Origin of the sequence: Parerythrobacter lutipelagi (assembly GCF_005434975.1) — a bacterium.
GTDB lineage: Bacteria > Pseudomonadota > Alphaproteobacteria > Sphingomonadales > Sphingomonadaceae > Parerythrobacter_A > Parerythrobacter_A lutipelagi.
Map to the genome: position 1 here is coordinate 488,251 of NZ_SKCJ01000002.1, position 21,211 is coordinate 509,461.

Sequence of the window (21,211 nt, forward strand, 5' to 3'; positions counted from 1 at the left end):
ACCAAGGGGAAATCGGGAGACCGGGTCCGGAGTGCCTATGCAGCGTCGACGAGCACCAGTTCGGCGTCTTCGAGTGCGGTGATCGTCACGCTGGCCTGCTGGGTGATGGCAACGCCGTCGCGGGCATTGGCTTCAACGTCTTCCACGCGAATCTTGCCGGTGGCCGGGACAAGATAAAGGTGCCGCGAAGCATCGCGCGGCGTGTAGGTCACGCTCTCGCCCGCCTTGACCGTCGCGCCGAGTACGCGGGCGTCGGTGCGGATCGGCAATGCGCCTTGCTGTGCATCGTCATCATTGGCGGCGTTGCTGGCGAGCGGGACGAACTGCCCGGTGCGGTCACCCTTGGGAAACTGGCGAGCGCCCCAGCTCGGGCTCCCGCCGCGCTCGTCGGGGATGATCCAGATCTGGAACAGCGTGGTGTCCTCGTCCTCCAGATTGAATTCGGAATGCCGCACGCCGCTGCCTGCGCTCATCACCTGCACATCGCCCGCTTCGGTGCGGCCTTCATTGCCCATGCTGTCACGGTGAGTAATCGCGCCGGTGCGGACATAGGTGATGATCTCCATGTCGCTGTGCGGATGCGTCGGGAAGCCGCTTTTTGCAGCGATCTTGTCATCATTCCACACGCGCAGCGCACCCCAGTTGACCCGCGCCGGATCATGATATCCGGCGAAAGAGAAGTGGTGATGCGCGTCGAGCCAGCCGTGGTTCGCAGCGCCGAGCGTGTTGAAGGGTCTTAGTTCGATCATCGTTCGTCTCCTGCTGGAGGGTTTGTGTGAGACGGAGATAGGGCTTGCCCAGTGACCTGAAAACTGCGATAAAATGGTCCAAGATGTTCAAGAAATCTGAACAATGAAACTGGGCGATCCGACACTCGATCAGCTGCGCATATTCCTCGCCATTGTGGAGGAGGGCAGCTTCGGAGGTGCCGCGCGGCGCATGGGGCGCGCGGTTTCCGCGATCAGCTACGGCGTGGCGCAATTGGAAGCTCAGCTCGATGTAAAGTTGTTCGCGCGCGAGGGGTCGCGCAAACCCGCACTGACCGATGCGGGCAAGGGCCTGCTGGCGGAAGCGCGCGCCGTGGCGGACAATGTCGATGCCTTGCTCGCCAAGACCCGCAATCTGCATTCGGGATTGGAAAGCGACCTCGCACTGGTGGTCGATGTGATGGTGCCTGGCGTTGTCACCGCGCAGGTTCTGCGCGCGTTCCGCTCGATGTTTCCCACTGTGGCTCTGCGGCTCAATGTCGAAGCGCTCGGCGCGGTGGCAGCCTGCCTGCTAGATGATGAGGCACAACTGGCAATTGGCGGGCCGGTTCTGGCTGATTATCCCGAGCTGGAGCGGCAAGCGATAGGAGCGGTCGAACTGATCCCCGTGGCCGCACCCGATCATCCGCTGGCGCAGCCCGGCGTGGCACCGGGCCAAAGCCGCAAGCATTTGCAGCTGGTGCTGTCAGACCGGTCTGCGTTGACCGCGGGGCGCGAGTTTTCTGTCCTCAGCCCGCAAAGCTGGCGGCTGGCGGATCTCGGGGCCAAGCATTCGCTGCTCAAGGAAAATATCGGCTGGGGCAATATGCCGCGCCACATGGTGAGCGGCGATCTGGCGAGCGGTGCACTGGTCGAGCTCGATCTCCCGGAAAGACCCGGTGCCGATTACACCTTGCACGCCTTGTGGCGCCGCGATGCACGCCCGGGCCCGGCGGCCAGCTGGCTGATCGACATGTTCCGTGAACGGCTGGCCGATTGCACGACGGTAGAGCCGTCGGTGCGCTCGCGCGGCTAGGCCGGTGATGCGCGGCGGGTGAACAGAGGCAGGCGGCCCACCAGCGCGGTTAGGCGCCATACCACACCCCACAGCGCGCCCATGGCGAGCCAGAAATAGAACGCCCACGGCTGCTGCGCGAAATTCCGCGCCATGGCGTCCGAAGCGCCCAGTGCAGCGGCCAGGACAAGCAGGCATAGTCCCGCGCCGACCACGCCCATTATCGGCACCAGAACATTGGCCAGCCAGCGTAGCCCCATCCTGCCGGTCAGAGCTTCAACCGGCACGAACAGCAACAGCGCCATGATCAGTGCGGGGATCAGTCCGATCATCGGGATGAGGAGCAGCATGCCCATGGCCGGGTCGCCCGAGCTGGCCATCATCGCCAGCAGCGGTGCGCAGAACAGCAGGATGCAGACGAAGCAGCGAGCGAGAAAATACAGCATTCCGGTGGTTTAGCCCGGATTGGTTAAACTCCTGTCAGCGCGTGGGGGCCGGCCCGAAAATCACCGTCTCGGCGCCCGCTTTCCACGGTGCGGGTTTACCCATCACCGCCGCGAACAGGTCGGATTCCAGATGCCCCTCGAGCCACCGCTGAAGGTCGGGGATCGGCTGCGCGTCGAACCAGTCCCGGTCGGTGTTGGCAAACTGGCGGATGAAGGGAAACAGCGCGATATCGGCATATGTCCGCTGTTCGCCCAACAGCTGCTCGCGCTCTGCCAGGCGGAAATTCAGGTCACTCAAAATGGCAAGACATTCGCCGCGGTGATCGGTCCGTGCGTTGCCGGGCTCGTCCTCATAACGGGTCGGGTATTTGTACCGGTCGAGGTGGTGCTTGAACGATCCGTCTCCGAGCTGGATCAGCCCGGGGTGGTCGCCAGCCAGCCAGCCCTCCGGATCGTTGTGCCCGAGCGACCAGCGCATGATATCGATGCTTTCCTCAAGCACCTGTCCATCGGGCAGGACCAGCACCGGCACCGTGCCCTTGGGTGAAGCTTCGAGCATTTCGGGCGGTTTGTCCGCCAGCTTTACTTCACGCAGTTCGCAGGTCGTGCCGCTGATCCACAGCGCCATGCGTGCGCGCATCGCATAGGGGCAGCGGCGAAAGCTGTAGAGGATCGGCAATGGGGTCATTTCGGGTCCTGACTTGTTGCGCCGACATGGCTTTCGCCGCGCTTGCGGGCGAGCTCTTCCTGCCGCTGGCGTTCGGCATAACGGGCGCGCTGCTGCTCTGTCCGTTCGCCGATGCAATGCGGACAGCTGACCCCTTCGGCATAGTCGGCCGAGGCCATGTCTGCTTCGCTCAGCGGTCGGCGGCAGGCGCGGCACAGGCCATGCTTGCCCAGTTCGAGCCCGTGGCCGACTGAAACCCGTTCGTCGAACACGAAGCATTCGCCGTTCCAGCGGCTTTCGGCTTGCGGCACTTGCTCGAGATATTTCAGGATGCCGCCTTTGAGGTGGTAGACCTCTTCGACGCCTTCCTGACGCAGAAAGCTGGTCGATTTCTCGCAGCGGATGCCGCCGGTGCAGAACATCGCGACCTTCTTCTTCCCGTCGAGCAGCTCGTCGCGGTGTTCGAGGAACCACCGGGGAAAATCGCGGAAGCTGGCGGTTTGCGGATCGACCGCGCCTGCAAAGGTCCCGATGGCGACTTCGTAGTCATTGCGCGTATCGATCACCAGCGTATCCGGATCGGAAATCAGCGCGTTCCAGTCTTGCGGCGCGACATAGCGCCCCACACTGGCGGTCGGGTCGATCTCGGGCTCGCCCATGGTCACGATCTCGCGCTTGAGCCGAACCTTCGTGCGATTGAACGGCATTTCCTCGGCATGGCTGAATTTGACGTCGAGATCAGCACAGCCGGGCAAGGTTCGGATATGCCCCAGCACTTGAGCGATGGCATTTTCGCTCCCCGCAATCGTCCCGTTGATCCCCTCGCGCGCGAGCAGCACCGTCCCTCGCACGCCAACTTCCTCGCACAGCGCCAGCAGCGGCGCGCGCAGGGCAGCAGGGTCTTCGAACCGCGTGAACTGGTAGAGCGCGGCGACGGTGACGCAGCCGTTGGATGAGACAGATGTCATGCCGCGCGCCTTAGTCGATTGCCAAGCCTCACGACAATGGGGTAACTTGGCAGGTAGCTTGCACCAATCGCCTTGCGAGGTCGCCCATTTCGCTTGCAATTCTTCTGCTGATGCTCACGCCCGTAGCGGCGGAACCGGTATGGCCTGAAGCCTCGGAATGCGGAACCTTCCCCGCAAGAGTCAGGCAGAACACCATCTACGGCGGTATGTCCGATTGTTACCTCAGCCGGATCGGTGAAAAGCCGCTCTGGCGCGATCTGGCCGAAGATCAGGTCCAGACCCTGCGCTTCACCTTCGTCCACGGACATGCGCTGTTCTTCCGCTCGGTGCGGATCGATACGCTGCCCGACGGGAGTGGGCGGATGGTTGTCGACGGGACGAACCGTCGCGCCAGCATTCGGCAGGAATCGAAGCGTATCGGGCCGCACACCGTGCAGATATCGGGCGAGGAGATGGCACAAATCAACCGGCTTGTCGCGCAATCGGGCACCTTCGAGCACGAGATCGGGACTTGGGACAAGACGGACGGCGATACGCTCTACATGCATTGCCAGACGCTCGATCTCGAGCGCGCCGATGCGGACGGGTATCGCACCAGTTCCGTCAACATCGGGTGCAACCACCCGAATAAGCTGATGCCTCTTATCGAGGAAATCGTGCGGCTCGCAGGTCTCGGGCAGGTCGGCAAAGGCGCGCGATTCTATTTTTGAGGCCTAGCCCAGCTTCATCACCCAGCCGTGCGTATCCTCGACCGCGCCGGTCTGGATGCCGACGAGCTTCTCGCGCAGCTTGCTGGTGATCTGGCCGGGGCCGCCGCTGCCGATGGTGAAGCTGTAATCCTCGCTCGTCACCTTGCCGACGGGGGTCACCACCGCTGCGGTGCCGCAGGCCATGGTCTCGATCAACTTGCCGCTGGTCGCATCCTCGCGCCACTGGTCGATGCTGTACATCTCCTCGCGCACGTTGAGGCCTTCTTCGCGCAGCAGGGTGATCAGGCTGTCACGAGTGATGCCGGGCAGGATCGTGCCGGTCAGCGGCGGGGTGACGACGCTGCCGTCATCCATGACGAAAAACAGGTTCATGCCTCCCAGTTCCTCGATCCATTTCTTCTCGACCGCGTCGAGGAACAGCACCTGGTCGTGGCCCTTGGCGAAGGCCTGCCCGGTGGGAACGAGGCTGGCAGCATAATTCCCGCCGCATTTCGCCGCGCCGGTGCCGCCGGGGGCAGCGCGGGTGTAATCGGAGACCCACAGGCTGACGGCGGGCGAACCGGATTTGAAATAATTGCCCGCCGGGCTGGCGATCACGACGAACTTGTATTGCTTGGCCGGTCGCACGCCGAGGAACGCCTCGGTCGCAAACATGAACGGACGGATATAGAGCGAACCGCCCTCGACGCTGGGATACCACTCGCCATCGACCGACAGCAGCTGGCGGATCGATTCAAGAAACAGATCTTCGGGCAGGGCAGGCATGGCGAGGCGTGCGGCGCTCTTGTTGAAGCGTTTTGCATTTTCCTCCGGACGGAACAGCGCCAGCGAGCCATCGGGCTGCCGGTAGGCTTTCATCCCTTCGAAGATTTCCTGCGCGTAGTGCAACACCGAAGCCGCCGGATCGAGCGCGATCGGCTGGCGCGGACCGAGGGTTGCCGAATGCCAGCCGCCTTTTGCCTCGTCGTAATCTATCGTCACCATGTGATCGGTGAACAGCGTGCCGAAACCGGGATTTTCGAGCGCCGCCGCACGCCTGTCGGACGGCAGAGGGGCCGGGTGAGCGAGGGTCTGAAATTTCATGCGAGGGGGATTAGTCGCGAGATGCTCGGAGAGCAAGAATGATGGAAGATCGATCAATCGAACAGCCATGCTCCGCAAATGAGAAAGGCGGCCCTCGCCCGTAGGAGGAACCGCCTTTCGCATGGTCAGCGGCCGGAAATGCCGCTCACGTAAGCCTTACTCGGCTAAGGAAATTTACCGAATATGCTCCGTGCGGGATTTCACCGACCTCGCTACTGAACCATGAGACATCGGATCACCTCCTTTCAAGCTGTTAAGCAAGACCCAAACCGTTTCACCGGGGGCCGAGTACCGCGTTCGCCGCTGGCCTCGAGAAGCAATCTGATTCAACCAGACCGTTAAAACAAGTCTTGAAATAAACTTTTCCCACGTCACAATTGCGCGCCGTCCCGGAGAGTGGGTTTTTTGTTTTTCGCAAGCGCCTCCGCGCTTGCGTCCTCGGCGCCAATCCTTCGCGCTGCTCAGGGCGCCTGCGGGCGGGTGGTCGCCCTTGCGGGGCCTCCGCCGGCCCCGATTTCAGTTTAACCCCGATTTTTGAAGCCAAGGATCCGCGAGGCGAAGCCGAGCGCAAGCGCGACCGCGCGTCCGCAGGTGCCCCGCAGCGCAGCGGAGGGATCAGCACCGAGGACGCACCCACGCAGGTGGGTGCGCAAAACAACACACCCTATTTATCGACAATCCTCGATCACGCGGGTGATCTCCGGCCAGGCGGGCAAATAAAGTGTGCGCAACCCGGCGGTCTCGACCGCAAAGCGCCCCCGGCTGAAGGCGATTGCGTCAAGCAAGGGGTCGGTCGCGGTCAGTTCGGTTACGACCAAGGCCCTGCCGGGGTTTACCGGACTGGCCGACATCAACCGCTCTTCCGTTTCCGTGCGAATGCGCATCGGCACCGGCACTTCGGCAACGCCTGCCCGCCCGAGGCCGACCTGGCGCGAGCGCAAATTGCATCGGACGATGAATTCAGGGCGATTGCCGCCGGACGCGAACAGCGCCAGCGTTTCCCCCGCATCGCGCGAATAGGTCCAGTCACCCGGTGTTTGCGGCGCGTCGAGATAATTTTCGTAGACCGGTTCCGACAGCGTGGGCGGCGCGACGGTTGGCGTTGGCACGGGCATGGGTACCGTCACCACTGGCGGCGCAGCTTCGGGCACCGGGGTGCAGCACATGGCTGCCAGCGAAAACAGGCTGACGGCGATTTTGGGCAGATTGCGGCGCAAGGTCATGAGCTGAGGCATGTATCGATTACTCTCCGGATTCCAGGGGCGGCAGGCATTACGGTCTCGGTCAATCCGGGGCCGAGGAGGATGAATGTGGTGCCGGGCAGCGCCATTGAGGCAAGGATAGGCTGTTGCGGATGAACCTGCGCCGACATGGTGGGCACTGCGCCGGTGCTTGTCTGCATCGGCAGAATGAAGCGTTCTCCGCCTGCAATGATTGAATATTCTACGCCCGGAGCGAGCGCGCCGGGCTTCTCGACCGCAACCTGCCGCGCTGCGCGGTCGCAGCGGATGGTCATGACGGGCTCGCCACTTGCCGGGACGAAAGCGGCAGCAACGCCGCTCGTATCTTCACTGACCGACCATTCGCCGGCCATCGGCGTTTGACCCGGTGCAACCGCGGCCGCCGGATTGCCGACCAGCGCACTTGGCGGCGCTTCGCTGGCAGTCGGTGCTGGCTCCGAGCCATCGCCGCATGCGGCCAGCGCAAGCGAGCAGATCAAAGGCAGGGCAAGGTGTCGTGGCATCGGGCGGGAAGTCCGTTTGTGTGCGTGGTCCGTGACTTGCGCTTGGCAAGTGGGGTGCAGCCCTTCTATCGGCATGTGCATGGTGCGCAAGACACGTCTCGACCAATTGCTTGTCCAGCGCGGGCTGGCGGAGAGCCGTACACGGGCGCAGGCACTGATCATGGCCGGGCTGGTGTTCGCCGGTGAGGCCAAGATGGTCAAGGCCGGACAGCAGCTGGCAGAGGATACGGCGCTGGAAGTGCGCGGGCGGGACCATCCGTGGGTCAGCCGAGGCGGAATCAAGCTGGCCCATGCGATCGAGCATTTTGCTCTCGACCCGGCAGGGGTCACAGCGATGGATGTGGGCAGTTCAACCGGCGGATTCACCGATGTGCTGCTGCAGGGCGGTGCGCAGCATGTGATCGCGGTCGACAGCGGCACCAACCAGCTGGCGTGGAAATTGCGGCAGGATGAGCGGGTGACCGTGCTCGAACAGACCAGCGCGCGCATCCTGACGCCGGAATTGATCGGGCGCAGTTATGGCTGGGTGGTGTGCGATGCGTCTTTCATCGGCATGGCCAAAGTGCTCGAAGTGCCGCTGCGGCTGGCCGAACCCGATTGCCGCCTGATTGCGCTGATCAAGCCGCAGTTCGAAGTCGGCCGCGAAGAGGTCGGCAAGGGCGGGGTGGTGCGCGACCCTGCGCTGCACGAGCGGGTTTGCAGCGAAGTGCGCGAATGGCTCGAAGCGGATGGGTGGCAGGTCGACGGCATTGTGGAAAGCCCGATCACCGGGCCGGAAGGCAATGTGGAATTCCTGATTGCGGCGCACCGGGGGACCGTTTCACCGTGACAGGCTTTCCCGCGACGGCACAGCTTGTCTTGCACCATTGCGGGTTGGACCGGCTGCGGCCACTATCTGCTGTCTACGAATCGGACCGGGAGAAGTCATGAACGTCCTCGCCTCCAAAGGGCAATTGCGCGCCAGTTTCATTCGATGGGCGCTATTCACCGTGCCCACCTGCGTGCTGCTCGGTTTTCTGTCGGGCATGTTTGGCAGCCCCGACACGCTGTGGTTTCAAAGCCTGGAGAAACCGGCGATCTTCCCCGACCCGATGTGGTTCGGGATCGTCTGGTCGATTCTTTACGTGATGATGGGGCTGGCGCTGGCGCTGGTGTGTGCAGCCTGGGGCGCACGCGGGCGGACGCTCGCGATCGTGCTGTTCGTGGTGCAGTTCATCATCAATCTGTCGTGGACGCCGGTGTTCTTCGGCAGTTACCAGATGACCGGCGGGCTCATCGTGCTTGGCGCACTCGCCGTGACGCTGCTGGCCACGATCGCCGCTTTCTGGCGCGTGCGGATGCTGGCCGGCTTGCTGCTGCTTCCCTATCTCGCGTGGGTGCTGTTCGCATCGGTGCTCAACTACCAGTTCCTGCAATTGAATCCCGGGGCCGACGGAGTCGATCCGACGCAGCCGGTGCAGCGGATTGAGTTTTGATGTTGCGCAAGCGGCCTCGCATAGCCAAATAGCTGGGATGCAAAGCCAGAACCCCCTTATCGCCGACTTCGTCAAACTCGCCAACAGCGCAGCAGGCACCGTTGCCGGGATGACCCGCGAAGCCCGCGAGAGTGCCCGAGACCGGATGAAAGAAGTGATGGGCGGAATGGATTTCGTCAGCCGCGAAGAATTCGACGCGGTGAAGGAAATGGCTTCCAGAGCGCGCGAAGAAAACGAGAAGCTGGCCGAGCGGCTGGCGGCGCTGGAGGCGAAGCTCGCTTCGAAGTAAGATCGGCGCGCGATGAACCTGCGCGCCCCTGCCATCCTGGTTGCTGCCCGCTCGCATGGCGAGACGGCAGTCGTCGCGCGCATGCTGACCGAGGAATACGGACTCGTCGCGGCCTATGTTGCGGGCGGCCGTGGCCGTAACCTGCGCCCCGTGCTCATCCCGGGCAATCGTGTCGAGGCTGAATTGCGCGCCAAATCCGATAGCCAGCTGCCTTTCGCGCGGCTGGAGCTGGTGGAAAGCCGCGGGCCGTGGCTGGGTGAACCGCTGGCGGCGGCGGCGATTTCCTGGGCGACCGCGCTGACCGCAGCGACCTTGCCGGAACGCAATGCCTATCCCTCGCTCTATTCGGCGCTGGGCGGACTGCTCGATGCGGTATGCAACGCGGGATCGGCGCGCGAATGGCTGCGCGGCATGATTGCCTATGAGGCGCTGATGCTGCGCGAGCTTGGCTATGGCGGCGCAGTACCGGCGGCTGAAGCGGAGCTTGCGCCGCTGCTGGAAATCTTTGGCCGTCAGGGGGCGCTGATCGAACGGTACCTGCTTGCCGACCGCAAAGCCGATGTTATGGCCGCTCGAAACAGGCTGCGCGAGCGACTGGGGCGGATGGTTTGAGGTTGTACTCCGTCATTGCGAGCCGCCGACAGGCGGTGCGGTAATCCAGCGAGGTGCCGTGCCGCACTGGATTGCTTCGCTTCGCTCGCAATGACGAAGAAGGTGAACGGGTGTGAAAATTGCAATTTTTGCAGGTGACGGGATCGGTCCCGAGATCATGGCACAGGCGCTGCGGGTGCTCGATGCGCTGCGGCTGCCGGGCGCGGTCTATCTCGAAGGCGATGTGGGCGGGATTGCCTACAAACGCCACGGGCATCCGCTGCCCGAAGAAACGCTGATCAATGCGCGCGGCAGCGACGCGGTGCTGTTCGGCGCGGTGGGTGATCCCGAGTGTGACAATCTGGAACGGCACTTGCGGCCCGAACAGGCGATCCTCGGCCTGCGTTCGCAGCTCGGCCTGTTCGCCAATCTGCGACCGGCAACGATGTTTGCCGGGCTGGAGGACATGTCCAGCCTCAAGCCAGAGATCGCGCGGCAGATCGACCTTTTGATCGTGCGCGAGCTCAACGGCGATGTCTATTTCGGCGAGAAGGGCACGCGCACGCGGGACGATGGCCAGCGCGAGGGGTGGGACATGATGTCTTACGCCGAAGATGAAGTCCGCCGCATCGCGCACACTGCATTCCGCGCGGCGCAGGGGCGGCAGAAGCGGCTGACCAGTGTGGACAAGGCCAATGTGCTGGAGACCAGCCAGCTGTGGCGCGACGTGGTGGTCGAAACCGCTGCAGATTATCCCGATGTGGCGCTCGACCATATGTATGTCGACAACGCGGCGATGCAGCTGGTGCGCGATCCGGGCCGGTTCGATGTGATTGTAACCGGTAATCTGTTCGGCGATATTCTGTCCGATCAGGCGAGCATGTGCGTCGGCTCGATCGGCCTTCTCGCCAGCGCCTCGCTGGGGGAGCGGCAAACCGCGCATGGCACCTTCGGCATGTATGAGCCGATCCACGGCACCGCGCCCGACATCGCAGGGCAAGGCAAAGCCAATCCGATGGCAATGATCCTGTCTGCCGCAATGATGCTGCGCCACAGCTTCGGTCGCGGAGAGGATGCCGCGCGGATCGAAGCGGCTGTGGCAAGCGCGCTGGCCGCCGGAGTGCACGGCGCCGATCTGGGCGGCAGAGCCTCGACGCAGGAAATCGGTGACGCGGTGCTCGAACGGCTCTAAGTCTGCGGCGTGCTTCAGCTCGCCATCATCCTGCCAACCCTCGAAGAACGCGAGAATATTGCCCCGCTGGTGCAGCGCATCGAAGCGGCGCTGGGGGCCGATGGCTGGGAAGTCGTGGTGGTCGATGACGACAGCGCAGACGGCACCGCAGAGGAAGCGCGCAAGCTTGCGCTGACCGATCCGCGCATGCGGGTGATCCAGCGCATCGGGCGGCGCGGTCTGGCCTCAGCCGCGATCGAAGGCATGTGTGCAACTGCCGCGCCCTTCGTTGCGGTGATGGATGCCGATCACCAGCATGATCCGGCCTTGCTGCCACGGATGCTGGAGGCGGTGCAATCCAACCAGGCCGATATCGCGGTCGCCAGCCGCTTCGTCGAAGGCGGCAACGCGGCCGGGCTGGCGAGCGAACGGCGGGAGAAAGCTTCGGGCTGGGCCAATCGCATCGCGCGGCGCATCACCGGAGTTGAGCTGACCGACCCGATGAGCGGTTATTTCCTGATGCAATCCTCGCGCGCGAGGGCGCTCGCCCCGCGACTATCGGGTGTGGGGTTCAAGATCCTGCTCGATATTCTGGCGACCTCGTCTGAAAAGTTGCGGGTGAAAGAGCTACCGCTGCAATTCGCCGCGCGGCGCAGCGGCACAAGCAAGCTGGACCGTGCGGTTGCCTTCGAATTCCTGATCGGGCTGTATGAACGCATTTTCGGACGCATCATTCCGACGCGCTTTGCTTTGTTCGGCACGGTCGGCGGGTTCGGAGTCGGCGTGCACATGGCGGTGCTCGCCGTATTGTTCCGCTGGCTCGATATTGCTTTCCTTCCTGCGCAGGCGGCGGCGACATTTGCCGCGATGACATTCAACTTCTGGCTCAACAACTGGCTGACTTATCGGGACAAGCGCCTGAGAGGATTGGGGCCGGTGTTGCGCGGCTGGATTGGTTTCTGCGCGACTTGTGCGGTGGGCGCGCTGGCCAATGTCGCGATGGCGGGGTTCCTTGCGGGGCAGGGCGTTTTCTGGGCGCTTGCGGCACTCGGCGGGATCGTGATCGGCGCGGTGTGGAATTACGCCTTGTCGAGCAATTTCGTGTGGGGACGGTACAAGTGATCCAGGACCAATGACGCGCGGCAGGCTGACTGCCGGACAGATCCGGATATTGATAGCAGCGGCCTTGTTCGCCGCCGCGAGCATATGGAACTCGCCTTATCCGGCGCTCACTCCGCTCCAGACGATACCAACGTTCGTCACACTCGCGATGCTTGCTTTTGCCGGGCACCGGTGGGGCGTCTCCACCGCATCGCTCGCCTGCCTGTGCCTGTTCCTTGCACTGCACACAATCGGCGGACGCTATATCTATTCGTTCGTGCCCTATGACGCGTGGATCGCATCGCTGGGACTGACCACGCCGAGCGAATTGTTCGGCTGGGAGCGCAACCATTACGACCGGCTGGTCCACTTTGCCTTCGGCCTGCTGTGGTTTCCGGTGCTGAGAGAACTGCTGAACCGCATAGGGGGATTGTCGCCGCGCTGGTCGATCTACGTCGCGGTCGAAGCGGTGCTGGCGGCCAGCGCGGCGTATGAAATCTTCGAATGGTGGCTGACGCTGGTCATGGCACCGGGCAATGCCGATGCCTACAATGGGCAGCAGGGCGACATGTGGGATGCGCAAAGGGATATGGCGCTGGCGTTCGGCGGCGCGCTGATCGCTGCGGCCATCGCAGTGCTCGCCGGCAAACGCGCGCGCACTTAGCGCCAGCCGTCGATCCAAGCCCAGTTGGTAAAGCTCATTTCGTTTGCCAGCGGCCATGCGCTGAGGATCGGGTAGAAATAAGCGAACACCAATACCGATCCGGCTAGCGGGGCAAGCACGCTCCACCGCCAGCCGCGCTGCCACAGGGCGTCGCACGCCAGTGCCAGTGCGGCGAGCAGGAAGCAGCTGGGCAGGAAATAGTGGTAGTAGAACTGGATCGGTTTGTCCGCGAGCGGCCACATGCCGAGAGCGACTGCGAAGAGCAGCACCACTGCCAGTGCGTCCCACCGGCGCTGCGCCACACCTGCCCACGCGGCCCACAGCATGGCCGGAATGCCGAGCAGCATGGTCAGCGGATTTCCCAGCAGCACCACCCCGCGCTGCGCCCCGTCGATCGGCTCGTAAAGATACCAGATCGCCCGCAAGTTGAAGAGCCAGTCGGTCCAAACGCTTTGGTACGGATGCGGTTTCACCACCGACGCCTGAAGCCGCATGATTTCGCTGTGCAGGGCCACGAAACCGCCCGGTTCAAGCGGATTCTCCGGCGCGAAATAGGCGGGCAGGAAGGTCAGCCAATAGGCAAACAGCGGCAGAACGCCGAGCAGCAGTGCGGCTTCCCACAAGGCCATGCCGGCGACCGGAATGCCCCGCCTGCTGGTGATGAGGCGGCGGCGCCCGGCGGTCAGGCGCGCAATGAAGAAGGCCAGTCCGGGCAGCATCGCCAGAAACACGACATTCCATTTGGACGCCATTGCGAGGCCCAGCGCGACGCCTGCAACGATCAGCCGCCAGCGCCCGGTCTCCGGCTCGCGCACCGCAGCAGCGCAGTGCCACAGCGCGAGCAGGAAGAACGCGGCCATGAATACGTCGAGCATGGCGATCCGCGCATGGACGAAGAGCAGGAAGCCGGTGCCAAGCAGGACCCCGAAGGCAAGCGATGCAAAGCGCGAGAGGTTGGCGAACCACATCGCGCGCATCCCGGAATACAGCGCAAGTGCGCCGAACAGGGCGGGCAGAACCCGCCAGCCAAACGCATTGTCGCCGAACAGCGCGATACCCAGCGCAATCAGCTCCTTGCCCAGCATCGGATGTTCGCGGTTCGTCCAGCCGCCGGTTGTCAGCAGTTCGCGCGCTGCCGGCAGATAGTGCACCTCGTCGAACATGGGGATCGAAGGGGTGCCAATGCGCCATAGGCAAAGGGTGAGGAATCCGGCCGTCAAAAGCAGGTTCCAGCGCCAGGGGTCTACGGGAAGGTCGGCACGTCCGGACATCGGACTGGGCGTAGTCAAAGCTTCGATATGCGACAAGCCGGTTTGAATGCCGGACGGGGATTGGTTTCTGTCTCGAAATGTAAACAATCCTCTGCTAGAGGACTGCACTGAAAACAGAAAATGGTGGTCGCGCGAACGGGGGAAACACGATGCAGGTCGCGCGATTGTGCGCGCCCGCGAGGTTTGGAGGCGCGCCATGTTTAGAAAGCTTGTCTGTTCTGTTTCCGGTCATTCGATCAACCGGAACCGCGTGTGGCATGACGGGCTGAACTTCCGCTGCAAATGCCAGAGCTGCGGCACACCCATGCTGCGTGACCGCAATGGCTGGCGCGAATTCGATTTCGAACAGGATGCGGCTGAACACCGTGCTAGCCACCCGGTTACAGGCAGAACCGCTTAGGCAGATTGCGCCGCTGCAGCCTGCCGTTCGAGCCAGAACAGCCGCGCGACCATGGCGAGCAACGCGATACTGGCCGTGAGCCCCACCGCGATGACCCAGAGCGGCACATTCATTCCGGCTTTGCGGGCGCGCGGAACCACGAACAGCAGCGCGATCCCGACCGAGATCAGCAGATCGTACCACACCTGTACGCCCCACAGATTGGTCGAATGGTTGTCGATCACCGGCATCACGCCTTCGGTTGCGATCGTCACGGCGGTGAAGGCCGCAAAGGCGCCGCTCAATGCTGCGGCAAAGGCGGCGCTGCCCTTCGGGTTTTTGGCGAAAGCGAGGTAGAGCACGACCGGGCCGACAACCGCAGCACCGGCAAGGAATAGGATCAGATAGGGCGACATGGCTGGTTTCTCCGCGAATCGTTTGTAGCAGATGCTACACTTGTAGCGCGATGTAGCACTCGCTACAAGGCGTCATGGCCAAGACCCGCCTTTCCCGCGAAACGCTCCTGCCCTTGCTCGCCGCGCATGTGCTCGAGAACGGGCTGAACGATGCCAGCCTGCGCCCGCTGGCCAAGGCGGCAGGGACCAGCGACCGGATGCTGATCTATCACTTCGGCAACAAGCAGGCGCTGGTTGCCGCGCTGCTCGAATATCTGGCGGCGATGTTTGCTGCCTCACTCGACAGCGCATTTCCGCCGGGACGGGCAGATACGCGGCGCGCCTGTGTCGAGCAGGTGCTGGAGATCACCGGACAGCCCGCCTTTCAGCAGTTCTTTCGTCTGTGGTGGGACATCGTCGCCGGCTGCGCAGCGGGCAATCGGGCCTACCTTCAGGCCGCGGGGTCGATCATGGATATGCTGCTGCAATGGGTGACCGACCACTTGCCCGCAGACGATCCGGATCCGCAGACCGGGGCGCGGCTGGTCCTGACCCAGATCGAAGGCGCGCAGATGCTTGCCGCCATCGGCCGCGAAGACATCGGCAAAGGCGGGCTTTCCGCGCTGGAAACTTAGCCCCGCTTGTCGCGCCACGGCTCCCCGCCTAAGCGTATCCGCCATGAAGAAGACGACCGGAACCGACCGCAGTGTAACCCGCAATTGGCGCCCAGCAACGCAGGCGGTGCGCGGCGGCACCTGGCGCAGCGAACATGGCGAGACGAGCGAGGCGCTGTTCCTCACCTCTGGCTACACGTTCCATTCGGCGGGCGAAGTGGCGGATCGCTTCGCGGGCGAGGCCGAGGGCATGACTTATTCGCGCCTGCAGAACCCGACTGTCGCCATGCTGGAAGAACGCATCGCGCTGCTGGAGGGTGCGGAGGCGTGCCGCGCACAGGCCAGCGGAATGGCGGCGATGACCACCGCGCTGCTGTGCCAGCTCGAAACCGGCGATCATGTGGTCGCCGCGCGCGCCGCGTTCGGCTCGTGCCGCTGGCTGGTTGACACCCTGCTGCCCAAGTTCGGCATCGAGACCACCGTCATCGACAGCGCGGTCAACGAAGCATGGGACGCGGCGATCCGCCCCAACACCAAGGTGTTCTTCTTCGAGACCCCGGCCAACCCGACGCTGGATATCGTCGACCTCGCGTATGTCTGCGGGCTGGCGAAGTCCCGCGGCATCACCACTGTGGTCGACAACGCCTTCGCCACCGCCGCATTGCAGCGGCCGATGGAATTCGGTGCGGATGTGATCGCCTATAGCGCGACCAAGCTGATGGACGGGCAGGGCAGGGTGCTGGCCGGCGCGGTCTGCGGCTCCGAAGAGTTTATCAATGACGTGCTGCTCCCGTTTCAACGCAACACCGGCCCGAACCTCGCGCCGTTCAACGCGTGGGTGGTTCACAAAGGCCTGGAAACGCTAAGCCTGCGCGCCCACAAACAGAGCGAAAATGCACTGGCGCTGGGCACAATGATCGAGAGCCGGGTGCCGAAAATCCTTCACCCGGGTCTCGCCAGCCATCCGCGCCACGCCCTTGCGATGCAGCAGATGGACGCCGCCGGACCGATCTTCAGCTTCGTTGTCGATGGCGGACGCGCGCAGGCCCACGCCATTCTCGATGCGCTGGAGTTGATCGACATTTCCAACAACATCGGCGACGCGCGCAGCCTGATGTGCCACCCGGCCAGCACGACACACGCAGGGATGACGGATGAAGCGCGTGAGGAAATGGGCGTCACCGAAGGCATGCTGCGGATCAACGTCGGGCTTGAAGACATCGAAGACCTGACCGAAGACATCGACCGCGCGCTAAGCGCAGCAGGCCTGTAGGAGGCAATATGACCAAAACCGTTGAACTGCTGTTCGATTTCGTCAGCCCAAACGCATACCTCGCGTGGTATCCGCTGCGCGAGATCATTGCGCGGCATGATGCCGAACTGCGGGTGACCCCGGTGTTCCTTGGCGGTATGCACCGCCTGACCGGCAATGCGCCGCCGTTTGTTCGCGATGCCGAGGTGAAGGGCAAGAACGATTACGCCATGCTCGAGATGAACCGGTTCATCGCGAAGCACGGGCTTGGCAAATTTACCATGAACCCGAAATTCCCGTTCAATTCGATTACGCTGCAGCGCATGCTGGTCGCGCTGGAAGGGGGCGACCGGGTGGATTTTGTCGAAGCGCTGCTGCCCGCGATCTGGGAACGGGGAATGGATGTGACCGATCTTGACGAGGTTGCCGCTGCCATCGGTGCCGCAGGTTTCGATGCGGAAAGCCTTGTCGCGCAAACACAGGACCCGGCGATCAAGCAAGCCCTGGTCGATGGCACCGACGATGCGGTCGAACGCGGCGCTTTCGGCATCCCGACATTCTTCGTCACAGGTGATGGGGCCAGTGAAATGTTCTTTGGCAAGGAACGCCTTGGCCAGATCGAGGAAGTACTGGCTGAATAACCAGCCGGTTCAACGCGGATTGAAGCGCGAATATTCGCAGGCAAACCCGTCACTATCGCGGTCCAATGCCGGACGATAGCCGGGGTCGCCGCGCCTGAGCGGGGCCTTGCCCGCAGCACGCACGGCATCGCAGTTCGCGTAATACACCTGCCCGCCCCTCGATTCCGCCCGCGCCGGAGGGGCGCTTCTTCGAGCTGCGCCGCGGTGGCAATGATAATCGCCGGTCTTGCGGTTGTTGTGGCAGCCTTCGCTGTTCAGGCCGCCAGGGTGCGCAGCGGCAGGGACAGCGGGCATGGCAAGTGCGCCGATCATGGCCGAGCCGAGCAATGCTGCGAGTCGCTTGTGCATCGGCCCGGCATAGCACCGAAACGTTAATTCGGGCCAACGCCGGTTGTGCGTTGCAGCATAAATGGCTAGGGGCGCGGCTCGTCTTTTCCGGCAACCGTAGTGTTGCCATCGCCAATTTTCGGACTTTGCCATGACCAAGACCCGCAGCATCGCGGAGGATTTCCGCCGCGACTGGTTCGCGCAGCCGCGCGCCGACATTCTTGCCGGTATCGTGGTCGCGCTCGCGCTGATCCCCGAAGCGATCGGCTTCGCCCTGATCGCCGGGGTCGACCCGAGTGTCGGGCTGTACGCCTCTGTCGCGATTGCGATGGTCATCGCGCTGATCGGCGGACGTCCGGGCATGATCTCCGCTGCTACGGCGGCAGTTGCCGTGGTGGTGATACCGCTGGTGCGCGATCACGGGGTGGAATATCTGTTCGCCGCGACGATCCTGATGGGGATATTCCAGGCGATTGCCGCTGTCTTGCGGCTCGATCTGCTGATGCAGTTTGTCAGCCGCAGCGTGATCACCGGCTTTGTCAACGCGCTTGCGATCCTGATCTTCATGGCGCAGCTGCCGCAACTGATCGGGATGGGCTGGGAAACCTATGCCATGGTCGCCGCCGGTCTCGCCATCATTTACGGCCTGCCGCGGCTGACCAAGGCCGTGCCGAGCCCGCTGGTGGCTATCGTGCTGCTGACGGTCGTTGCGGTGTATTTCATCATTCCGGTCAACACCGTCGGCCAGATGGGCGAACTGCCTGACGGCCTGCCGGTGCTGCATTGGCCCGACGTGCCGCTGACGTGGGAAACGCTGCGCATCATCGCGCCCTATTCCGCGACCATGGCCGCCGTTGGCCTGCTGGAAAGCCTGCTGACCGCGCAGATCGTCGACGACATGACTCATACCGACAGCGACAAGCGCCAGGAATGTGCCGGGCAGGGCGGAGCGAATATCGTTGCTGCGCTGTTCGGCGGGATGGGCGGCTGCGCGATGATTGGCCAGTCGGTGATCAATGTTGCCAGTGGCGGGCGCGGCAGGCTCTCGACCTTCACCGCCGGTGCCTTCCTGCTGTTCCTGCTTACGCTGCTCGGCCCGTGGGTCGGGCGGGTGCCGATGCCCGCGCTCGTCGCAGTGATGATCATGGTCTCGATCGCGACCTTCAGCTGGAATTCCATCGCCAACCTGCGCCGCCATCCGCCGGCAAGTTCCGCCGTGATGCTGGCGACTGTCATCGTCACGGTCTGGACGCACGATCTGGCGATGGGTGTGCTGACCGGCGTGCTGCTGTCAGGCATTTTCTTCGCCGGCAAGGTGCGCAATATGTTCACGGTCGAACGGATCCGGCGCGAACACAGCGCGGTCTATGTCGTCACCGGCCAGATCTTCTTTGCCAGCGTCGACCGGTTCAAGGAACGGCTGGGGCCGGAAAGCTTGTATGAAGACGCCGCGCACCATGTCGTGATCGACGTGTCCAAGGCGCATTTCTGGGACATTTCGGCGATCGAAGCGCTGGAAAAAGTTGTCGAGCGGATGCGCTGCAACGGCCGCCACACGCGCATCGTCGGGCTCAACAAAGCCAGCGCCGATCTGTTCGACCGCTTCGCGCTGGAAGATCGCACGGGACTGGAAACCGGCCTCGCGCCGCATTGAGGCACCGCTGACCGGTCGGCCCACCGCAAACGGGCGGACCGACCGGCTGTCGTCAGGGCGAGACTATCCAGAGTGCTTCGGAGTTGCACCCGGCGTCCGGAAGCACCGTGAACAGATCCGGATCCATATCCGGTCCGCCGCGCCCTTCGCTGCCACCCAACGTGATGCTTGATCCGTCGGCGTAGGTCGCACCGCGCCAAGTGAATGTGCTACGCGAAGCATCCCAGCTGACCGATCCGCTCGGGAACACCGGCAGCAAGCGGATATCGCCGTCAACAACGTAGACACATCCCTGACTGATACGGACCGTCCCGGCAAATTGGGCGTTGAGCCCGGCCGCACCCGGCGTGGATTTATATTGCGGGATGCCGCCATATTGCCCCGCGTCGGATGTGGACGGTTCGGCTGCGGCCGAAGTTGCCGCTGTCGGACCGGGTTCCTCGCTGTCCTCAGTTATGTTCGAGCAGGCCGTTATTGCCAGGCAAGCGCCAGTCAATACGGAGGAGAACGCCAGCTTATGGGATGTAAATCGTCGCATTGATGTTCGCCGCCTTTTCGATGGGGGTGTAGAATGCCTTTGTGCATCGCCCGGGAGCTGAGCTCGTCGGTGCGCCGCCCGAGTGAATGCCGAAGGCAACGCCATATGCGAACCATGGTCCGCCGCTATCGCCATCCCAGCAAGCCAGCTGGGCCTCTCCGCTCACCACCTTGTTGCGAACCTCCACAAATTCATCGTCGCAAGCAACTATGGTAGGGCCCATAGAGCAACCGTAAGGTTGGTAGTCGGGCGCAGCATATTTGTCGTAGACTTCGCCGCAGCTTTGCCCTGTCGTTTTGCCATAATGGCAGATGAAGGAACCGTCTGCTGTGCCAAAGAAGCCGGTGTCACTGGTGTTCGAGCGGGAGCGGTAGCCCGTCACGGTGCGCACGGACGAGGAGTTTGTCGCGTAAAACTTCCCTTCAGCGACGTGACTTGCCGTCATCCACTGCATGTCCATCCCTGCGTCAAACCGATCGCGGCTGGCAGTCGGAACACTGATGGCGTAGTTCGATCCGTCGTACGGGTTCTTGAAATAAGCACTGTTCCGGCAATGGCCAGCGGTGAGAAGGCCGAGCTTTGTCCGGTCCGAGCCTTCATAACCGACAAACCCGCCGGTGCAGCTATGACTTGAAGACGTGCTGGATGCATTGAGCGCGGTCCCGCCACGCGTGTGGTTAAGCACCGTCGGCACCGCACTGATCTCCAGATCGACCGGCCCGCCGAGCAAGGCCTCCAGCGCGTTCTTCTTGCTAGCAAGCCGTTCGGCTTCTGTGCCTTCGGCGGTCACCATAACGCGGTAACTGCCGTCGCGGACATTGTAGCCGTAGCCGAAATTGTTCTGGCCCAGAACGTTCGCGATTGCCGTACGATTTTGCCTGATGTTGCTGCGCGCGGCTTTCTCCGTTTTAGGAGCGCCGGTGCGATAGCTGATCGCAGCCGATTGCGGGGAATCGATGATCTCGGCAGCTTTGTCGATCTGCGCTTCGGACAGGCCAACTTCTGCCAGCCGGGCAGCGCGCTGTTCGCGCCGCTCGGCCATTTCCATCTGACGGATCTCCGCACGCTTTTCGCGGGCTTCAGCGTTGGCGGCACGGCGCTGGAACCGAGCCGGACCGCGTCCGGCATTGCCGGTAACCCTGACGACCAGTTCAAATTCGCCCGAGTGATCGAAAAATGCCCCGGCGAGCTGGCTCGAATTGGTCTCTTCCACCTGAGCCACCTGGTCGCCGCTGTCGTGCATCAACAGCATGCGGCGTGCGGCCTCTTCGAAACTGACGCCATAGGCACGCGCATACTGCTGTGCGTCCATGGCCAGGGCTTCGGCATCGGAGACAAGGACTGGATCACCGCCGTCCGGGCTGGCAAGCGCGGCGGGTGCGGCGAACAACGAAAGACAGGATGCGCTCAGTAGTAGTTTGCGAATTGACATGGTCAACTCCTCTTGACGGGAGTCCTCACTATGCAATT

General features: G+C 63.1%; 26 protein-coding genes. 14 read left to right on the forward strand and 12 right to left on the reverse strand.

Annotated elements, in window-relative coordinates; genetic code table 11:
• Positions 1–35: 35 nt before the first annotated feature.
• Entirely contained in the window at positions 36–749 is a 714-nt protein-coding gene (locus E0502_RS10645) for a pirin family protein (RefSeq protein ID WP_137677985.1), read from the reverse strand.
• A 103-nt stretch (positions 750–852) separates the two neighbouring features.
• On the opposite strand from E0502_RS10645, the gene E0502_RS10650 reads away from it, so the two are divergent.
• Entirely contained in the window at positions 853–1,782 is a 930-nt protein-coding gene (locus E0502_RS10650; RefSeq protein WP_137677986.1) for a LysR family transcriptional regulator, read from the forward strand.
• Here the strand turns inward: E0502_RS10650 and E0502_RS10655 are convergent.
• From E0502_RS10655 to trhO, 3 genes are read right to left on the reverse strand one after another with little or no spacing between them, the layout of a single operon-like run.
• Positions 1,779–2,207, reverse strand: a complete 429-nt coding sequence (locus E0502_RS10655; protein WP_137677987.1) for a hypothetical protein — start codon at positions 2,205–2,207, stop codon at positions 1,779–1,781. The two genes, E0502_RS10650 and E0502_RS10655, sit on opposite strands and share 4 nt — an antisense overlap.
• A gap of 34 nt (positions 2,208–2,241) precedes the next feature.
• Positions 2,242–2,895: a glutathione S-transferase gene (locus E0502_RS10660; RefSeq protein ID WP_137677988.1), complete on the reverse strand. Its 654-nt coding sequence runs from the start codon at positions 2,893–2,895 to the stop codon at positions 2,242–2,244.
• The gene (gene trhO / locus E0502_RS10665; RefSeq protein WP_137677989.1) at positions 2,892–3,842 is read right to left on the reverse strand and encodes an oxygen-dependent tRNA uridine(34) hydroxylase TrhO; all 951 of its coding nucleotides are present in this window, start codon (positions 3,840–3,842) and stop codon (positions 2,892–2,894) included. Before trhO ends, E0502_RS10660 begins: the two co-directional genes overlap by 4 nt.
• Positions 3,843–3,952: 110 nt before the next feature.
• Here trhO and E0502_RS10670 point away from each other — a divergent pair, with 110 nt between their 5' ends.
• Positions 3,953–4,552 (forward strand): hypothetical protein, encoded by a 600-nt coding sequence (locus E0502_RS10670; RefSeq protein ID WP_137677990.1) that lies wholly within the window; start codon positions 3,953–3,955, stop codon positions 4,550–4,552.
• Positions 4,553–4,555: 3 nt separating this feature from the next.
• Here E0502_RS10670 and E0502_RS10675 read toward each other — a convergent pair whose 3' ends face one another.
• The 3 genes from E0502_RS10675 to E0502_RS10685 form a co-directional block, all read right to left on the reverse strand.
• Complete coding sequence (locus E0502_RS10675; RefSeq protein ID WP_137677991.1) at positions 4,556–5,635, reverse strand: branched-chain amino acid aminotransferase; 1,080 nt, start codon at positions 5,633–5,635, stop codon at positions 4,556–4,558.
• A 668-nt stretch (positions 5,636–6,303) separates the two neighbouring features.
• Positions 6,304–6,870 (reverse strand): hypothetical protein, encoded by a 567-nt coding sequence (locus tag E0502_RS10680; protein ID WP_240049022.1) that lies wholly within the window; start codon positions 6,868–6,870, stop codon positions 6,304–6,306.
• On the reverse strand, positions 6,855–7,379 hold the full coding sequence (locus E0502_RS10685; RefSeq protein WP_137677992.1) for a hypothetical protein: 525 nt from the start codon (positions 7,377–7,379) through the stop codon (positions 6,855–6,857). Before E0502_RS10685 ends, E0502_RS10680 begins: the two co-directional genes overlap by 16 nt.
• A 79-nt stretch (positions 7,380–7,458) precedes the next feature.
• Here E0502_RS10685 and E0502_RS10690 point away from each other — a divergent pair, with 79 nt between their 5' ends.
• The 7 genes from E0502_RS10690 (at position 7,459) to E0502_RS10720 (ending at position 12,670) form a co-directional block, all read left to right on the forward strand.
• Positions 7,459–8,208 (forward strand): TlyA family RNA methyltransferase, encoded by a 750-nt coding sequence (locus tag E0502_RS10690; RefSeq protein WP_137677993.1) that lies wholly within the window; start codon positions 7,459–7,461, stop codon positions 8,206–8,208.
• A 97-nt stretch (positions 8,209–8,305) separates the two neighbouring features.
• Complete coding sequence (locus E0502_RS10695; protein ID WP_137677994.1) at positions 8,306–8,854, forward strand: TspO/MBR family protein; 549 nt, start codon at positions 8,306–8,308, stop codon at positions 8,852–8,854.
• Positions 8,855–8,891: 37 nt separating this feature from the next.
• On the forward strand, positions 8,892–9,143 hold the full coding sequence (locus E0502_RS10700) for an accessory factor UbiK family protein (protein WP_137677995.1): 252 nt from the start codon (positions 8,892–8,894) through the stop codon (positions 9,141–9,143).
• Positions 9,144–9,155: 12 nt separating this feature from the next.
• Positions 9,156–9,755, forward strand: coding sequence for a DNA repair protein RecO (gene recO / locus E0502_RS10705; protein WP_137677996.1), 600 nt, complete (start codon positions 9,156–9,158; stop codon positions 9,753–9,755).
• A 112-nt stretch (positions 9,756–9,867) separates the two neighbouring features.
• Positions 9,868–10,926 (forward strand): 3-isopropylmalate dehydrogenase, encoded by a 1,059-nt coding sequence (gene leuB / locus E0502_RS10710; RefSeq protein ID WP_137677997.1) that lies wholly within the window; start codon positions 9,868–9,870, stop codon positions 10,924–10,926.
• Positions 10,927–10,935: 9 nt separating this feature from the next.
• Positions 10,936–12,027, forward strand: a complete 1,092-nt coding sequence (locus E0502_RS10715) for a glycosyltransferase family 2 protein (protein WP_137677998.1) — start codon at positions 10,936–10,938, stop codon at positions 12,025–12,027.
• Positions 12,028–12,037: 10 nt separating this feature from the next.
• Positions 12,038–12,670: a DUF2238 domain-containing protein gene (locus E0502_RS10720; RefSeq protein WP_137677999.1), complete on the forward strand. Its 633-nt coding sequence runs from the start codon at positions 12,038–12,040 to the stop codon at positions 12,668–12,670.
• Here the strand turns inward: E0502_RS10720 and E0502_RS10725 are convergent.
• Entirely contained in the window at positions 12,667–13,833 is a 1,167-nt protein-coding gene (locus E0502_RS10725) for a phospholipid carrier-dependent glycosyltransferase (RefSeq protein ID WP_240049023.1), read from the reverse strand. The two genes, E0502_RS10720 and E0502_RS10725, sit on opposite strands and share 4 nt — an antisense overlap.
• 304 nt (positions 13,834–14,137) lie before the next feature.
• Here E0502_RS10725 and E0502_RS10730 point away from each other — a divergent pair, with 304 nt between their 5' ends.
• Positions 14,138–14,341, forward strand: coding sequence for a hypothetical protein (locus E0502_RS10730; protein WP_137678001.1), 204 nt, complete (start codon positions 14,138–14,140; stop codon positions 14,339–14,341).
• Here E0502_RS10730 and E0502_RS10735 read toward each other — a convergent pair.
• Positions 14,338–14,736: a hypothetical protein gene (locus E0502_RS10735; protein WP_137678002.1), complete on the reverse strand. Its 399-nt coding sequence runs from the start codon at positions 14,734–14,736 to the stop codon at positions 14,338–14,340. The genes E0502_RS10730 and E0502_RS10735 overlap by 4 nt on opposite strands.
• A 74-nt stretch (positions 14,737–14,810) precedes the next feature.
• On the opposite strand from E0502_RS10735, the gene E0502_RS10740 reads away from it, so the two are divergent.
• From E0502_RS10740 to E0502_RS10750, 3 genes are read left to right on the forward strand one after another with little or no spacing between them, the layout of a single operon-like run.
• Positions 14,811–15,350 carry a TetR/AcrR family transcriptional regulator gene (locus tag E0502_RS10740; RefSeq protein WP_137678003.1) on the forward strand — a complete coding sequence of 180 codons (540 nt, stop codon included), beginning with the start codon at positions 14,811–14,813 and terminating at the stop codon, positions 15,348–15,350.
• 43 nt (positions 15,351–15,393) lie between these two features.
• Complete coding sequence (locus E0502_RS10745) at positions 15,394–16,602, forward strand: trans-sulfuration enzyme family protein (RefSeq protein WP_137678004.1); 1,209 nt, start codon at positions 15,394–15,396, stop codon at positions 16,600–16,602.
• Between the two features lie 8 nt (positions 16,603–16,610).
• On the forward strand, positions 16,611–17,222 hold the full coding sequence (locus E0502_RS10750) for a 2-hydroxychromene-2-carboxylate isomerase (RefSeq protein WP_137678005.1): 612 nt from the start codon (positions 16,611–16,613) through the stop codon (positions 17,220–17,222).
• Between the two features lie 9 nt (positions 17,223–17,231).
• On the opposite strand, the gene E0502_RS10755 is transcribed toward E0502_RS10750, so the two are convergent.
• Positions 17,232–17,570 carry an excalibur calcium-binding domain-containing protein gene (locus E0502_RS10755; protein ID WP_240049024.1) on the reverse strand — a complete coding sequence of 113 codons (339 nt, stop codon included), beginning with the start codon at positions 17,568–17,570 and terminating at the stop codon, positions 17,232–17,234.
• Between the two features lie 130 nt (positions 17,571–17,700).
• Between E0502_RS10755 and E0502_RS10760 the strand changes: the two genes are divergently transcribed.
• On the forward strand, positions 17,701–19,203 hold the full coding sequence (locus tag E0502_RS10760; protein WP_137678006.1) for a SulP family inorganic anion transporter: 1,503 nt from the start codon (positions 17,701–17,703) through the stop codon (positions 19,201–19,203).
• Positions 19,204–19,255: 52 nt separating this feature from the next.
• Here the strand turns inward: E0502_RS10760 and E0502_RS10765 are convergent, their stop codons facing one another.
• Together E0502_RS10765 and E0502_RS10770 are read right to left on the reverse strand one after the other, a co-directional pair.
• Complete coding sequence (locus E0502_RS10765; RefSeq protein ID WP_137678007.1) at positions 19,256–19,741, reverse strand: hypothetical protein; 486 nt, start codon at positions 19,739–19,741, stop codon at positions 19,256–19,258.
• Positions 19,719–21,173 (reverse strand): chymotrypsin family serine protease, encoded by a 1,455-nt coding sequence (locus E0502_RS10770; RefSeq protein ID WP_137678008.1) that lies wholly within the window; start codon positions 21,171–21,173, stop codon positions 19,719–19,721. The genes E0502_RS10765 and E0502_RS10770 overlap by 23 nt, the downstream gene beginning before the upstream one ends.
• Between the last annotated feature and the right edge of the window lie 38 nt (positions 21,174–21,211).

Bases quoted from the DNA above. Each gene is read 5' to 3' on its own strand.
- E0502_RS10670 (WP_137677990.1), top strand. From the start codon at position 3,953: ATGCTCACGCCCGTAGCGGCGGAACCGGTATGGCCTGAAGCCTCGGAA.
- E0502_RS10750 (WP_137678005.1), top strand. From the start codon at position 16,611: ATGACCAAAACCGTTGAACTGCTGTTCGATTTCGTCAGCCCAAACGCA.
- E0502_RS10675 (WP_137677991.1), bottom strand. From the start codon at position 5,635: ATGAAATTTCAGACCCTCGCTCACCCGGCCCCTCTGCCGTCCGACAGG.
- E0502_RS10760 (WP_137678006.1), top strand. From the start codon at position 17,701: ATGACCAAGACCCGCAGCATCGCGGAGGATTTCCGCCGCGACTGGTTC.
- E0502_RS10735 (WP_137678002.1), bottom strand. From the start codon at position 14,736: ATGTCGCCCTATCTGATCCTATTCCTTGCCGGTGCTGCGGTTGTCGGC.
- E0502_RS10720 (WP_137677999.1), top strand. From the start codon at position 12,038: ATGACGCGCGGCAGGCTGACTGCCGGACAGATCCGGATATTGATAGCA.
- E0502_RS10695 (WP_137677994.1), top strand. From the start codon at position 8,306: ATGAACGTCCTCGCCTCCAAAGGGCAATTGCGCGCCAGTTTCATTCGA.
- E0502_RS10740 (WP_137678003.1), top strand. From the start codon at position 14,811: ATGGCCAAGACCCGCCTTTCCCGCGAAACGCTCCTGCCCTTGCTCGCC.
- recO (WP_137677996.1), top strand. From the start codon at position 9,156: ATGAACCTGCGCGCCCCTGCCATCCTGGTTGCTGCCCGCTCGCATGGC.
- E0502_RS10690 (WP_137677993.1), top strand. From the start codon at position 7,459: ATGGTGCGCAAGACACGTCTCGACCAATTGCTTGTCCAGCGCGGGCTG.
- E0502_RS10645 (WP_137677985.1), bottom strand. From the start codon at position 749: ATGATCGAACTAAGACCCTTCAACACGCTCGGCGCTGCGAACCACGGC.
- trhO (WP_137677989.1), bottom strand. From the start codon at position 3,842: ATGACATCTGTCTCATCCAACGGCTGCGTCACCGTCGCCGCGCTCTAC.
- E0502_RS10650 (WP_137677986.1), top strand. From the start codon at position 853: ATGAAACTGGGCGATCCGACACTCGATCAGCTGCGCATATTCCTCGCC.
- E0502_RS10680 (WP_240049022.1), bottom strand. From the start codon at position 6,870: ATGCCTCAGCTCATGACCTTGCGCCGCAATCTGCCCAAAATCGCCGTC.
- E0502_RS10730 (WP_137678001.1), top strand. From the start codon at position 14,138: ATGTTTAGAAAGCTTGTCTGTTCTGTTTCCGGTCATTCGATCAACCGG.
- E0502_RS10745 (WP_137678004.1), top strand. From the start codon at position 15,394: ATGAAGAAGACGACCGGAACCGACCGCAGTGTAACCCGCAATTGGCGC.
- E0502_RS10700 (WP_137677995.1), top strand. From the start codon at position 8,892: ATGCAAAGCCAGAACCCCCTTATCGCCGACTTCGTCAAACTCGCCAAC.
- E0502_RS10655 (WP_137677987.1), bottom strand. From the start codon at position 2,207: ATGCTGTATTTTCTCGCTCGCTGCTTCGTCTGCATCCTGCTGTTCTGC.
- E0502_RS10660 (WP_137677988.1), bottom strand. From the start codon at position 2,895: ATGACCCCATTGCCGATCCTCTACAGCTTTCGCCGCTGCCCCTATGCG.
- E0502_RS10765 (WP_137678007.1), bottom strand. From the start codon at position 19,741: ATGCGACGATTTACATCCCATAAGCTGGCGTTCTCCTCCGTATTGACT.
- E0502_RS10725 (WP_240049023.1), bottom strand. From the start codon at position 13,833: ATGTTCGACGAGGTGCACTATCTGCCGGCAGCGCGCGAACTGCTGACA.
- E0502_RS10685 (WP_137677992.1), bottom strand. From the start codon at position 7,379: ATGCCACGACACCTTGCCCTGCCTTTGATCTGCTCGCTTGCGCTGGCC.
- E0502_RS10770 (WP_137678008.1), bottom strand. From the start codon at position 21,173: ATGTCAATTCGCAAACTACTACTGAGCGCATCCTGTCTTTCGTTGTTC.
- E0502_RS10755 (WP_240049024.1), bottom strand. From the start codon at position 17,570: ATGCACAAGCGACTCGCAGCATTGCTCGGCTCGGCCATGATCGGCGCA.